The organism is Algibacter sp. L1A34 (genome assembly GCF_009796805.1).
Taxonomy (GTDB): Bacteria; Bacteroidota; Bacteroidia; order Flavobacteriales; family Flavobacteriaceae; genus Algibacter.
Genome location: NZ_CP047029.1, coordinates 2,118,627 through 2,130,854, shown reverse-complemented (window position 1 = coordinate 2,130,854; position 12,228 = coordinate 2,118,627). Strand labels below are relative to the sequence as shown.

The 12,228-nt window shown below is 32.3% G+C and carries 17 protein-coding genes and 1 other RNA gene; 11 read left to right on the top strand and 7 right to left on the bottom strand.

Annotated elements, in window-relative coordinates; translation table 11 throughout:
• Positions 1-21: 21 nt before the first annotated feature.
• Complete coding sequence (locus GQR97_RS09170; protein WP_158847660.1) at positions 22-876, top strand: hypothetical protein; 855 nt, start codon at positions 22-24, stop codon at positions 874-876.
• Positions 877-1,153: 277 nt separating this feature from the next.
• On the opposite strand, the gene GQR97_RS09165 is transcribed toward GQR97_RS09170, so the two are convergent.
• A complete protein-coding gene (locus tag GQR97_RS09165) occupies positions 1,154-1,534 on the bottom strand; it encodes a DUF1801 domain-containing protein (RefSeq protein WP_158847658.1) in 381 nt (126 codons plus the stop codon).
• Positions 1,535-1,622: 88 nt separating this feature from the next.
• On the opposite strand from GQR97_RS09165, the gene GQR97_RS09160 reads away from it, so the two are divergent.
• The 9 genes from GQR97_RS09160 to GQR97_RS09120 all read left to right on the top strand — a co-directional run bounded on the left by GQR97_RS09160 (position 1,623) and on the right by GQR97_RS09120 (position 6,880).
• Entirely contained in the window at positions 1,623-2,231 is a 609-nt protein-coding gene (locus GQR97_RS09160; RefSeq protein ID WP_158847656.1) for a hypothetical protein, read from the top strand.
• Positions 2,228-2,563 carry a hypothetical protein gene (locus GQR97_RS09155; protein ID WP_158847654.1) on the top strand — a complete coding sequence of 112 codons (336 nt, stop codon included), beginning with the start codon at positions 2,228-2,230 and terminating at the stop codon, positions 2,561-2,563. The genes GQR97_RS09160 and GQR97_RS09155 overlap by 4 nt, the downstream gene beginning before the upstream one ends.
• A gap of 4 nt (positions 2,564-2,567) precedes the next feature.
• Positions 2,568-2,861, top strand: coding sequence for a winged helix-turn-helix domain-containing protein (locus tag GQR97_RS09150; protein ID WP_158847652.1), 294 nt, complete (start codon positions 2,568-2,570; stop codon positions 2,859-2,861).
• Between the two features lie 70 nt (positions 2,862-2,931).
• On the top strand, positions 2,932-3,417 hold the full coding sequence (locus GQR97_RS09145) for a ubiquinone biosynthesis protein COQ4 (RefSeq protein WP_233267634.1): 486 nt from the start codon (positions 2,932-2,934) through the stop codon (positions 3,415-3,417).
• Between the two features lie 17 nt (positions 3,418-3,434).
• The gene (locus tag GQR97_RS09140) at positions 3,435-4,820 is read left to right on the top strand and encodes a DUF4153 domain-containing protein (RefSeq protein ID WP_158847648.1); all 1,386 of its coding nucleotides are present in this window, start codon (positions 3,435-3,437) and stop codon (positions 4,818-4,820) included.
• A 6-nt stretch (positions 4,821-4,826) separates the two neighbouring features.
• On the top strand, positions 4,827-5,216 hold the full coding sequence (locus tag GQR97_RS09135) for a hypothetical protein (RefSeq protein ID WP_158847646.1): 390 nt from the start codon (positions 4,827-4,829) through the stop codon (positions 5,214-5,216).
• Entirely contained in the window at positions 5,213-5,842 is a 630-nt protein-coding gene (locus tag GQR97_RS09130) for a vancomycin high temperature exclusion protein (protein ID WP_233267633.1), read from the top strand. The genes GQR97_RS09135 and GQR97_RS09130 overlap by 4 nt, the downstream gene beginning before the upstream one ends.
• Positions 5,839-6,225, top strand: a complete 387-nt coding sequence (locus GQR97_RS09125; RefSeq protein ID WP_158847644.1) for a DUF2809 domain-containing protein — start codon at positions 5,839-5,841, stop codon at positions 6,223-6,225. The genes GQR97_RS09130 and GQR97_RS09125 overlap by 4 nt, the downstream gene beginning before the upstream one ends.
• Positions 6,212-6,880, top strand: coding sequence for a DUF1361 domain-containing protein (locus GQR97_RS09120; protein ID WP_158847642.1), 669 nt, complete (start codon positions 6,212-6,214; stop codon positions 6,878-6,880). The genes GQR97_RS09125 and GQR97_RS09120 overlap by 14 nt, the downstream gene beginning before the upstream one ends.
• A gap of 5 nt (positions 6,881-6,885) precedes the next feature.
• Here the strand turns inward: GQR97_RS09120 and GQR97_RS09115 are convergent, their stop codons facing one another.
• Together GQR97_RS09115 and GQR97_RS09110 are read right to left on the bottom strand one after the other, a co-directional pair.
• The gene (locus GQR97_RS09115; RefSeq protein WP_233267632.1) at positions 6,886-7,611 is read right to left on the bottom strand and encodes an SDR family NAD(P)-dependent oxidoreductase; all 726 of its coding nucleotides are present in this window, start codon (positions 7,609-7,611) and stop codon (positions 6,886-6,888) included.
• Positions 7,612-7,697: 86 nt separating this feature from the next.
• Positions 7,698-8,900, bottom strand: coding sequence for an NAD(P)-dependent oxidoreductase (locus GQR97_RS09110; protein ID WP_158847640.1), 1,203 nt, complete (start codon positions 8,898-8,900; stop codon positions 7,698-7,700).
• 333 nt (positions 8,901-9,233) lie between these two features.
• Between GQR97_RS09110 and ssrA the strand changes: the two genes are divergently transcribed.
• Positions 9,234-9,628: a transfer-messenger RNA gene (gene ssrA / locus GQR97_RS09105) on the top strand.
• Positions 9,629-9,659: 31 nt separating this feature from the next.
• Here ssrA and GQR97_RS09100 read toward each other — a convergent pair.
• The 4 genes from GQR97_RS09100 to GQR97_RS09085 all read right to left on the bottom strand — a co-directional run bounded on the left by GQR97_RS09100 (position 9,660) and on the right by GQR97_RS09085 (position 12,043).
• On the bottom strand, positions 9,660-10,283 hold the full coding sequence (locus GQR97_RS09100; RefSeq protein WP_158847638.1) for a class I SAM-dependent DNA methyltransferase: 624 nt from the start codon (positions 10,281-10,283) through the stop codon (positions 9,660-9,662).
• A gap of 102 nt (positions 10,284-10,385) precedes the next feature.
• Positions 10,386-10,757: a hypothetical protein gene (locus tag GQR97_RS09095; protein WP_158847636.1), complete on the bottom strand. Its 372-nt coding sequence runs from the start codon at positions 10,755-10,757 to the stop codon at positions 10,386-10,388.
• A 17-nt stretch (positions 10,758-10,774) separates the two neighbouring features.
• On the bottom strand, positions 10,775-11,374 hold the full coding sequence (locus tag GQR97_RS09090; RefSeq protein WP_158847634.1) for a WG repeat-containing protein: 600 nt from the start codon (positions 11,372-11,374) through the stop codon (positions 10,775-10,777).
• 9 nt (positions 11,375-11,383) lie between these two features.
• Entirely contained in the window at positions 11,384-12,043 is a 660-nt protein-coding gene (locus GQR97_RS09085) for a hypothetical protein (RefSeq protein ID WP_158847632.1), read from the bottom strand.
• Between the last annotated feature and the right edge of the window lie 185 nt (positions 12,044-12,228).

The following is a 12,228-nucleotide window of genomic DNA, read 5'->3' as shown; positions in this document are numbered from 1 at the left end:
ACGCTTCAAAAAAAAGTAATAATGAAATCAAACCTGCACATCCTTATATTTATTATAAGTATTATTAATTTCAGTGCCTTTGCCCAAGACATAGAATCCGTAAAATATACCGCATCGAACAAAGGTAAATTCTTTGTAAGTTGGGGAGGTAATAGAGAATCTTATAGCAAGTCGGATATTCATTTTGAAGGCGACGATTATAATTTTACAATAAAAGACGCTACAGCACACGATAAACCAAAAGGTTGGCACATCGATTATTTCAATCCAACTCGAATGACTATCCCTCAAACCAATTTCAAACTCGGGTATTTCATTTCAGACAAGTATTCCATTTCTTTAGGTTTAGACCACATGAAATACGTTATGGAACAAGATAGAACCAGAGATTTAAGCGGATACATCGATCTTCCAACCACAGAAGAAGGCTCACAATTTAATGGCATTTACAACAACAAAGCCACCTACCTATCTGAAGATTTTTTAGCTTTCGAACATACAGATGGGTTAAATTATATCCATACAGAAATAGCTAGACACGACGATATTTCATCCTTTTTCAATCTTCCAAACATCGATAAATTTCAAATTAATTTAACCGAAGGCATCGGTGGTGGCGTATTATTCCCAAAAACAAACAGCACATTGTTATTAAAAGAACGAAACGACGAATTTCATGTAGCCGGTTATGGAGTATCAGCCCGAGCAGGAATTAATTTCACTTTTTTCAAGCACTTTTTTATGCAACTCGATTTAAAAGGTGGTTATATAAACATGCCAAATATTCGCACCACATCAAGCTCTAGCGATAGTGCATCTCAACATTTTACTTATTTACAACGCGTTGTTGCCTTTGGAGGAATTTTCAATATTTAAAACGTGTTGGGCGGGTTTTTAAGAAAAATAAAAACCGCGCTATCCGCTGTATCTTTTTGTAAAGTAGTAGCCATATATTAAACTTATTTATATGCCATAAACCCAAAGGTAAAACTGTGGTTTATGGCATTTTATTTTTACAAAAAGGATGCCGCTACTATCGCTCCCGCAATTACCAGCCAAGTATAGCACAAACAGAATACGAAAGCTTGTTTGCAAAATTAATATTAATCAAAAGTCATTTCAAATTTAAATAAATCTTATAACATTAAAAGTCTCAATCAATAAACCAAGCCCTTTTGCTTTCGCTTAACAATTTTGATGCGGCGTGTAGTAATTCAACAAAAACATCATAATCTAAATCTCCCAAAGTTTTTAATTGAATAGAACGTACTTGCTTTCGTTTATTATCATTTTTCAAAACAGAAAACTCTTTTTCTAGCAAAACCCCTTGCACAAAAGCCACATCAACATAATTTTTCCCTTTCAAAATATTAATATAAATCATAGGCTTTTTATGGCAATTATAAAACGGAATTTTATAACTATACCGCTCTTCTACCTCTGGCAAAGTCTTTAAAATAACGCTTCGCACAAACAACATAATCGCTTGGTAAGGTTCTTTCTGACTTATAAAATAATTATCTATCGGATTCACATCAAGTAGTTTATTTTCAAATTTAATAAAAATAAGTAGTCGAAAATTCAGAAATATTTATTTACTTTGCATTTCAAAGTACTTTTATATGGAATCAAAAGATTATTTAAAAGACATATCGGACATTAAAGATTTAATGAATAAATCTACCCGATTTATTTCCTTAAGTGGTTTATCTGGAATTTTAGCAGGAACATATGCACTTATTGGTGCAGCCGCCGCTTATTGGCTTGTTAACCAATACAGTTACGGTACGTTAATTCTAGATGGTAAAATTTTTAGAATCGTTATGTTTATTTTAGCTTTGGTTGCTGGTTTTAGCGCCTTAACGGGCTACATACTTTCAGCAAAAAAAGCTAAAAAAACAGGTGCTAAAATGTGGGACGTCACATCAAAGCGATTAGTTATTAATTTTTTAATTCCGTTAATTGCCGGCGGTTTGTATATCCTAATTATATTAAGCCATGGCAAATACGGACAAACCGGTGGCTTAATGCTTATATTCTATGGATTAGCTTTAGTAAACGCATCAAAATACAGCATTGGAGATATTCGTTATTTAGGTTATATAGAAATAGTTTTAGGTTTAATTGCCACGCTACTTCCTGGATACGGTTTTTGGCTATGGGTATTAGGCTTTGGAATAATGCACATAATATACGGTAGCATTATGCACTTTAAATACGATACAAAATGAACAAAGCAATCATAATTGCAGTAATCACTTCCGTAATTATTTACGGCCTCGGATTGGCATACCTATATTATTCCAATGAAAGTTACGAGCAAGAATTTGCACTTTACGACGTAAATAAAAATGGTATTATAGATAAAGAAGAACTCACTTCAGAATCTCAAAATATTACAGCCCAAGGTGCAAAACGTAAAACCATAAAGCAAGGTGCGGTAGTATTAATTCCTTTTTCCTTATTTATTGGTGCTTTTGCGTTTGCAGTAACGTTTCTTTTTGGTAAAATTAAAACGATTAATGATAACGAAATAATAAAATCTAAAAGCAAACGAATTTAGATCTATGAGCATAATAACCAATATAAATAAAGCATTCGATCATAGAATTAGATTAGGTATTATGTCTATTTTAATGGTGAACGAGTATGCCGATTTTAATATGCTAAAAGAACTTTTAGGCGCCACCGATGGTAACATTGCTAGCCATACCAAAGCTCTAGAAAAAGTGGAATACATAAAAGTTGAAAAACAGTTTATAGGCCGCAAACCGAACACCCGTTACTCTACTACCGGTTTAGGTCGTGCTGAGTTTAAAAAACACATTAATGCACTCGAAAAATTAATTAATAAAAGCTAGACTTTAGTCTCAAGAAAACAACAAAATGTTTTTTTTAACCTTTTACTTTGAAATTCAAAGTACTTTACATATGAAAAATAGAAAAAAATTATTAACCTGGTTATTTAAAAAAGCCCAAAAACTTTATGGAGATCTTTTTTTGACCCGTAAACCATGGGGTATTAAAAAAAACCAACTTTTAAATTACCCCGAAGATTCTTTCGGAAAACATCTCGGTCTCTTTTTAAGCAAATATAATTTTGAACTTATACCTAAAGGTGAACGACATGATGCCTACCATACACTAACAGGCTACAAAACCAATGTGGAAGATGAAATAGCGTTACAATACTTATGTATTGGTAACGGAAAAAGAAGTCTATACGCTATTGGAGCTGCTACAATTGGTAGTATTATACTTCCTGAGTATTACAGATATTATTATAAATCTTTTTGTATTGGTAAACAAGCTAACGCGTTTCATCATTTGAACTACAAAAATTTATTGTTGGTTTCAATTAATGATTTTAGAGAAGCCATTTTTTCAAAAAAACAAGTAAAATCAATCAACTCCTAATAAAAAACAATTTAAAAATGAAAAACCTTCCTTTACTTATTGGCTCACTATTATTCAGCACTTTATTTTACGACCAAAATATAGGCCTAAACTTATCATTATTTAGCTTATTAACCATTCTTGTTCTAGCAAATTATAATCGAAAAGCTTTCAAACAAAAAAGTGTATTGGCATATACTTTCATTTACCTCATTACAGCTACTTCCATTTTTCTATTTCAATCTAGCTTAGCCATTATTGCCAATTGCATAGCATTTTTAACATTAATAGGTCATGTCTCAGAACGCGGCTCTTCGATCTATGTTAATTGGCTAAATGGTATTTATACCACAATTGCTGGTTATTTTCACAAGATTCTAAACAAACCAAAAACCGAGGAAAACACTCAACATAAAAAAGATATAGATTATTTACACTTAGTGAAAATTATAGGTATTCCCTTAATGATTGTGCTTGTCTTTATAGGTTTTTACAGTAACGGAAACCCATTGTTTCATGATTTTATCTCAAAAATAAATTTCGATTTTATAAATTTAAAATGGATACTATTTTCAGCATTAGGTTACTTTTTACTTATCAACATCTCAACACCTATAAAAGTTAATCCGGCAACAGAGAATGATTTAAAAATTGGAAATTTTTTAAAAAACAAAAAAAATATTTCGGAAGAAAACCTAAAAAAAGAAAATCAATTGGCACTTATTCTTATGGTAATGCTCAATACACTAATCATTCTTTTCTTAATTACAGACATTGTTTACTTAGTTGAAATAAAAGATTTGAATGCCGCCGAATTATCGAATCAAGTTCACAGTGGCATATATGCACTTATTGCATCAATTATTATGGCTATTATAATAATTTTATACTTCTTTAGAGGAGACTTAAACTTTTACAAATGTAATCAAACTTTAAAAAATCTTACCTACGTCTGGATCACTCTTAACCTTATACTAGTTTTTAGCATAGTTGTGAAAAACTACCAATACATTTCTTCTTTTGGTTTTACTTATAAGCGTATTGGTGTTTTTGTGTATTTATTACTTACACTCGTAGGACTTTTAACTACCGCTAAAAAAGTTTACAACGTAAAAAATCTTTGGTATTTATTCCGTGTTAACTCTCAAATAGCTTTTGCTATTTTAATCATCTCTTGCGCCTTTAATTGGGATGCTTTAATTACCAAATACAACTTAAACTACGCTGCTACTGCAGATTTCGATTACTTAGTTAATCTATCGAACAATAACTCTTTTATATTAAAAACTTACGGTGATGGCATCTATTCAAAAGGACAATCAAAATATTTAGCTGATAAAAAACTTAAGGAGTACACTTCGTCTCTAAATGAAAGAAACTGGCAAGAATGGAGTTTTGATAATCTAAAAATTAAATCTAAATAAAAGATTATGAAACTGATAAATACCATATTAAAAGCCACTGGCTTGTCTACTTTTATTTTTTGGACTATTATCTTTTCTCAAAACTTTGAGCTAGATATGTTTCCTTTTATATTATTATCATTCATACCTATTTTTATCTGTAACACCATTGTAATTGCATTAACAATCGCTCCTTTTTTTCTGTCAAAAAATAATAAAACCACTGCTAGAGATGTATTTCAAAAATATTTTCCTTATTACGCTATTATATCATTCTCACTATGTAGTTATGGACTAATACAATCCAAATTTGCAATTTGCTTTTTTGTTGCCGCTTTCATTTCATCTCTACAATCTTGGGTATGGCTAATAAAAGATATCGAAAATATTAAACCCCAAATTCAAGACCTATTATGATGTATTTAAAACACTTAATTAAAATCTGTGGCATTGCTTTTATTTACATCATTTGTGTAAACATTTGGGTGAATTATCAAGCAAAAAATACACTTTACGACTCTATTTCCGAAATCCCAAAAAACCGAGTTGGACTCATTTTGGGAGCAAGTAAGTATAATAGTTATGGCAGCATTAATTTATATTATAAACACCGCTTAGAAGCCGCTATAGATCTATATAACTCTGGTAAAATTAAACACATACTGATTAGCGGTGATAACAGTCGGAAAAATTATGATGAACCTACCGATTTTAAAAATGATTTAATTAGTAATGGTGTTCCAAAGAACAAAATTCACTTGGATTATGCAGGCTTTAGAACATTAGACTCCATGGTACGAGCTAAAGAAGTTTTTGGATTAACAGAGTTCACTATTATCTCTCAAAAATTCCACAACGAAAGAGCCATTTATCTGGCCAAAAGTTATGATATACACGCTATTGCTTTTAACGCGAAAGATGTCCCCAATCGGTATAGTTTTAAAACTAGAATTCGCGAATATTTAGCAAGAACAAAAGCTTCTATAGATTTGCTATTTAATGTAGGCCCTAAATTTTTAGGTAAAAAAATAAACATAAAATGATATTAAAATTTAACAAAACATATTTTACTTTTGCATTATTATTACTCGTTATAGAAACACTAATTGCTATATACCTAAAAACAGGTTTTATACGTTACACCTTCGGAGATTTTCTATCGGTAATTTTACTTTACTGCTTTTTTAAAAGCTTCTTAAAAATAAATCATTTTAAATTAGGTGCGACAGTATTAATTATTGCTTTTTTAATAGAATTCGCACAATACTTCAATCTATTAAAATTATTAAATCTAGAAGATCACAAACTACTAACCATCATATTAGGTAGCACGTTTCAAGTAGGCGATTTAGTTGCTTATACCTTTGGTATTATTACCGTTTTAATTATAGAACAATTAAATTCTAAACCTCATGAATTATATTAACAACCGTATATCTTACCGATATAAATCTCTCGCATTATTAAGCGTTTCAATAAGTTCTACTCTAATTTTACTTATGATTAGAATGAAACTCGCGCACTCCGACAACTATCTTTTTTTAGTTTGGAATCTATTCTTAGCAGCCATTCCATATGCCATTACAATTTATTTAGTTAGTGTTCCCAAGCTTAAAAAAATAACGCTGCTTTTGGCATTTGTTGTATGGTTGTTTTTTCTTCCTAATGCGCCTTATATATTAACTGATATGTGGCATTTAAGATATAACCAACCACATATATTTTGGCTAGATATTTTATTAATTTCCGCCTTTGCACTAAACGGCATGATGCTTTTCTATTTTTCTGTTACCGACATGAAAACCATTTTATTGAAATACTTAAATAAAACAAAGACGCGATTTATTTTGACATTTGTGTTTTTTATATCCGCATTTGGCGTGTATTTAGGTCGCTTTTTACGCTATAATTCTTGGGAAATTTTAACTAACCCAAAAGTTTTATTTATTGATATAATAAACATGATCATGCAACCACTAGGAAACAAGCAAGTTTGGCTTTTTACCTTATTATTTGGTGCTTTTTTCATTCTAGGATACTGGGTATTTACCAATATAAATAAAGACACACATCAAGAATAAAAACCCTAATCTTCTCTATTTTTAGCTTGAAGTTTTCTAACAATAGATGTTGCCGCATTACGAGTAATAAACCTTGGAATAACAGCTAAAATTTTATTGAAACGCCCAGGAATAGCATAACTTTTACCCTTTAACATGGCATTATAACCATAAAGCGCAACTTCTTTAGCACACGCCATATTGAATGTAATTTTATTATCGTTGGCATCTTCAGAAACCGTTTCTTGAAACGCCGTTTTTGTGGGCCCAGGGCAAAGTGCTGTCACTGTTACACCTGTACCTTTTAACTCGTTGGCAATAGCTTCAGAAAAAGATAGCATATAACTTTTTGAAGCATAATAAATAGACATTAAAGGCCCTGGCTGAAAAGCTGCTAAAGAAGCCATATTCAATATTTTACCAGAACCACGTTTAACCATACCATCTAAAACCAATTTGGTTAAATGCGTGGTAGTTATTACGTGTACGTTTAACATGGCCAATTCGCGTTCCCAACTAGTTTCGGCAAAAGTGCCGAACAAACCAAAACCCGCGTTATTTATTAACACATCTATAGGTGCATCTCCAATATCGTTAATAATATCTTGAGAAACATTAGGTAAACTTAAGTCTTTAGTTAATGCTATTACCTCAACATCAAACTCGGTTTCTACTTCGGTTTTCACCTCAGTCAATTTAACGAAATCAATGTCGACTAATATTAATTTATAAGCGTCTTTGGCTAATAACAAAGTTAATTCATAACCCAGTCCTGAGGCTGCTCCTGTTACTAATGCTGTTTTAATAATGTAGGTATTTTGTAATTATTGCAAACTTATTAGTTTCCGTCAACATATCCCTGCAAATAGGAGAAATTTTCACTTAGTTTACCGTTTTCGGTCATTTTTGCTCGTTGTAAAACACCATCGGCATCGTTATTAAAAAAAGCTGGAATTACAGCTTTTAAAAACATCTCACCAAAACCTTCACTAGCATCTTGTGGAAGTTCGCATGGTAAATTATCGACTGCCATAACCACAATGGCTTTGTCGTTTTTATAATCGATTTCAGATTCTGTTTTGGGATCGTAACCATAAATAGGGTCCGCAATGGTTGATGCTCTTAATGTTGTAGCTACTGGACCATCGACATCACAACTAATATCGGCAACAACTTTAATGTTAAAGTCGGGAGATTTAACATCTGTTCTTGTATACAGAAATGGTGCCCCATCTCCATGGAAATGACCTGCAATATAATAATCGGTTACTTTTGCAAAACGCATAAAATCCGACTCATAATCTTGTGGGTTATCGAAAAAATCTTGATTATCGATTACCTGTCCATCTTTACGTTTGTTATAATCTAGTACGTCTATTTTACAATATACGGGTTCGCTAAAAGCGCTGTTTAAATAATCGGTTACAGATACACTTTTTATATTCATGGCATCAAGCATTTCTTGAGAGCCATTTGCTACTTTACCGCTACCGCTTAGTAATATTTTTATGTTTGACAGTTCTAATTTATTGAGCTCGCTTATTAAGGCTTGCTGGTTTGGTAATGGTCCAGCTTTGGGTAATTGCCAAGTATTATATTTTAATCCCCATGCTCGAAAACCATTGTATGCTCCTACGATGCCGGCGTAACGACCGAAACCTATTAAGCGAAACCCTTTTTCATTTACTATAGTTTCGTGATCGTAAAGTTCTATGTTTTTATCTAAAACGGCTTTTAATAGTTTGCGGTTATAGGGTTGCTTTTTTATGGTGTGTGAAAAGAAAAAGTATTTTTTATTCGGAATTAATGCATCGATGGGCACTTCTTTTACGCCAAGCATGACATCGCAATCTGACACGTTTTCTGAAACCTCGAATCCTAAATTTTGGTATTCTTTATCAGAAAACACACGAATATCTGAGCTTTCTACTTTAAAAGTAGCCTGCGGAAATTGTTTTTGTGCTTCAGCTAATTTTGATGGAGAGAATACCACACGGCGATCGGGCGGGTTTTTACGTTCTTTTATAACGGCGAATTTCATGGCTTATTGTTTAGGTGTAATTTCGTGAATTTATTGAAATATTTTATCAATTGTCTCAACTATTTTTACTGACTACGATTAACTGACAAATGAAAATGGTATAATTTTTGATATATGTTAACGAATTACCTTTCAGTTTGAAAGTTTTAATTAACTTTGCAAACTATGCGTTAGGGATTGAGGCATTGTTGAAGCTATTTTTTGTTTTTCTCAAAAAAGGCGACTGCCGAAATATTTATATTCATGACTTCTTTAATTTAAAAACAAGAATGCACGAGTAAAGCCCGCCCCTTGTGGTAACGCCAAAATATATTTTACTACTTTATTTAATCTGGGGTCGACTGGTTTTGACAGCGAGATTAACGAAACGGTAAGCACGTCGTGTAATGGCATTGAAACACGTAAAAGGCTAGACCAACTTTTAAACGGCGAGAATAACTACGCTTTAGCTGCTTAATCCGAATTATAGTAGGATTGGCCTAGGTACACAAGGTGTACAAGCTTTATGTCTCCGGAAAGCCTTGATTGACGGCGTTCCATTTTGAGATATCGTAAATGTCAATATAGTTTGAGCAGTGCTTTGATGCTTTTACGAAACTAAAGAAGATAAGTTATGAGTGGGTTGTCTTTAACCAGCTTATAATCGAAAACCCAAGAAAAGAATAAACGTGTAGAAGGCCCTTTGGTTACTTGTTTGGACGAGAGTTCGATTCTCTCCGACTCCACTAAAACCCTGATAATAAATATATTATCAGGGTTTTATTTTTTAAACACAAAAGAAATTAATCTAGGCAATCCATGTTCTGCGTCTTCATCAAACCATTCTTTTAATTCAACCAATTCCAAACCATGCTTTTTGGCATCATCAATATATTCCGAAACATGATGAATATACACTTCTAATTCCTTCGTACCTTGCTCCGTTTCATACCTAGCTTTACTACCCGAATATTGTTTAAAAGGATGTAATTCACTAATAAAAAACAAGCCATTCTTTTTTAATTTTGAATATGCTTGATTAAAAATATGATCTAAGTTTTCTATATGCTCTAGCGTTAAACTACAAGTTATAAGGTCGGCAAAATTATTGTCGATTTCCCAGTTTTGAGTTAAGTCTGCTTTTTTGAAAGTAACCTTATCGTCTACTATTTTTTCCTTTGCTTTATTAAGCATTTCTCCCGAAAAATCCAAACCAATTATTTGCTGTGCATGCGCTAATAACCATTCCGTATTTTTCCCTGTGCCACAACATAATTCTAGTACATTACTAAACTTATATTTACTTAAAGTCTCAATAGTGCACGTTTTATCTAAATCTCTTGTGCGGTTTTCGTTTGTGTCGTATTGATTTGCCCAAATATTATAGGCTTGCTCTATGCTCATTCCGTGTGCTGTATTTATGTTTTAAAAATTAACGTCGTTGTTTGTATCAATAATTTAGGAAATAAAAACCAAAACGCCCCAGTAACTGCAGTTTACACAATATTAATAAAATCCATTAAGCGTAAAAGTCCACATAAAAATAAGCATTCCTACTAAAGCCAATACATGAAACCAAAACCCGATATAATTTATCACTTTTACAAAGGTTTTATTATAGAACCCTGTAATCGAATAAATAGCGCATATTAAAATACAGACTTCCAAGCCTAGCAAAATTAACTCTCTAAATTCGAAGTGATGCTCTTTAATATTCACGATATCGACACCCCAAAAAACAAGCAACGCGATCACAAAAATCGCGTTTACATAAGAAATAGATAATACGGTCTTTTTTATTTTATACCCAATCGAAATCACTGCTAAATGGCAAATCAAGATAATAACTAGTGCAACAATTATAGTCGTGTCATTCATAATTATCAATTAGGGTTTTATTCTACCCGCTTTCCTTTTTTATCAATCAAAAACCATTCCTCACTTTCAATAGCTCTGTGTTCATCTAAATCAAAAAATTCTTTGGCATTGTAAGTTACTTCCGCTTTTCCGTTTTCAAACCATTTCACATAATCATATTTGCAGGCAATTACAACCTGTCCAAATACGTTAGCATATCCCATTTTACCATTTCGAAGCACTCGCGTTAACCCACCTTTAATCGGTTCCGGTCCATTATCAAACATAACAAGATCGAATAGAATATGCTCGTTTCTGTCTATGGCTATCTGGCGTCCATACGTACTATCATTGGGATGCTCCATAACATTGGCATAGAATTCTAATGTATCCGAGCCGTAGTATGCATATTTCCCAAACGGAATTACAGTATCATTACTTTCATTTACAAAAGCAACGTTAACTCCATATTGCAGATATGCCTCGTTTGTAACCGCTTTCAGTTTTTTCTTCGGAATAGTATCTGCCAAAGCCCTGTCAAAATACCGATAGTTTGTTAAACCCTTATCAACATATTCCCTACACGACAACGCTATAAAGGAACTAAAAACCAATAGGATTATTTGTTTTATTTTCATTCTAATATATTATTTACGCCTATAATCCTTAAACACCGTATTATGGTCGCCTATTTGCATACTTAAACCTTCAAAAATAGAATAAACTTTCGCTTTGTTGCTTTTCTCGAAGAAAATAAAATAATACCCATCGTCATAAAGTTGCACCATACCCATTTCTGTGCCGTGTAGCGCAAGTAAACTGTTTACTTCCTTAAACACGTGTTTACCAATTGTGGCTGTTTTAGAAAATTCTGTAAATAATTTATCCTGAATTTCCGGATACAACTCACCCAAACACGGTTTTACATTGTAAACAAAATCTTCTGTTCTAAATTTATAATCCGATGACGGTAAAAAACAATCTCCAACCCCAACATTTATAAACGCCATAACATCACGATACATTTGCATATGCCGATCTTCTTCCGATCGCGTTATAGGTTTATCTACATAGCCTCCTTTTTCATAGGCTTTAACTGAGCCTTCTTTCGTAGGAAGTTTTAATGTTTTTATGGAATCTATTAAAGCTATTTTGTTCACATTATTGAGCGTAATATCAATAAGCCCAATAAAGGCTTGCTGAGCCGCCAAATCTTCTTTTGAAAACGGATGCTTTTGTTGAGAACAGCAACTGAAAACAAGTACAGCTAAAATTATGAGGTTGTGTTGGGTTTTTAAGAAATGCATTTTTGTTTGGGTGAAATTTGAACTAGGATTAACTTTAGACAACTCTAACCCTATTGAGGCTTTTCAGAATTTATAAAATTTGATTTTAATTTTTTCTGAAATTTCATCGTTTATCATTGATCCCTTAAAATGATCTTTTTTAAACAGCTCATAATTATCTGTCCAAAAATATTTTTTCCGCTTTT

Excerpts from the sequence above, each read along its gene's own strand:
- GQR97_RS09100 (WP_158847638.1), bottom strand. The coding sequence starts at position 10,283 with ATGAGCATAGAGCAAGCCTATAATATTTGGGCAAATCAATACGACACA.
- GQR97_RS09130 (WP_233267633.1), top strand. The coding sequence starts at position 5,213 with ATGATGTATTTAAAACACTTAATTAAAATCTGTGGCATTGCTTTTATT.
- GQR97_RS09170 (WP_158847660.1), top strand. The coding sequence starts at position 22 with ATGAAATCAAACCTGCACATCCTTATATTTATTATAAGTATTATTAAT.
- GQR97_RS09160 (WP_158847656.1), top strand. The coding sequence starts at position 1,623 with ATGGAATCAAAAGATTATTTAAAAGACATATCGGACATTAAAGATTTA.
- GQR97_RS09120 (WP_158847642.1), top strand. The coding sequence starts at position 6,212 with ATGAATTATATTAACAACCGTATATCTTACCGATATAAATCTCTCGCA.
- GQR97_RS09110 (WP_158847640.1), bottom strand. The coding sequence starts at position 8,900 with ATGAAATTCGCCGTTATAAAAGAACGTAAAAACCCGCCCGATCGCCGT.
- GQR97_RS09085 (WP_158847632.1), bottom strand. The coding sequence starts at position 12,043 with ATGCATTTCTTAAAAACCCAACACAACCTCATAATTTTAGCTGTACTT.
- GQR97_RS09155 (WP_158847654.1), top strand. The coding sequence starts at position 2,228 with ATGAACAAAGCAATCATAATTGCAGTAATCACTTCCGTAATTATTTAC.
- GQR97_RS09145 (WP_233267634.1), top strand. The coding sequence starts at position 2,932 with ATGAAAAATAGAAAAAAATTATTAACCTGGTTATTTAAAAAAGCCCAA.
- GQR97_RS09135 (WP_158847646.1), top strand. The coding sequence starts at position 4,827 with ATGAAACTGATAAATACCATATTAAAAGCCACTGGCTTGTCTACTTTT.
- GQR97_RS09095 (WP_158847636.1), bottom strand. The coding sequence starts at position 10,757 with ATGAATGACACGACTATAATTGTTGCACTAGTTATTATCTTGATTTGC.
- GQR97_RS09090 (WP_158847634.1), bottom strand. The coding sequence starts at position 11,374 with ATGAAAATAAAACAAATAATCCTATTGGTTTTTAGTTCCTTTATAGCG.
- GQR97_RS09150 (WP_158847652.1), top strand. The coding sequence starts at position 2,568 with ATGAGCATAATAACCAATATAAATAAAGCATTCGATCATAGAATTAGA.
- GQR97_RS09140 (WP_158847648.1), top strand. The coding sequence starts at position 3,435 with ATGAAAAACCTTCCTTTACTTATTGGCTCACTATTATTCAGCACTTTA.
- GQR97_RS09125 (WP_158847644.1), top strand. The coding sequence starts at position 5,839 with ATGATATTAAAATTTAACAAAACATATTTTACTTTTGCATTATTATTA.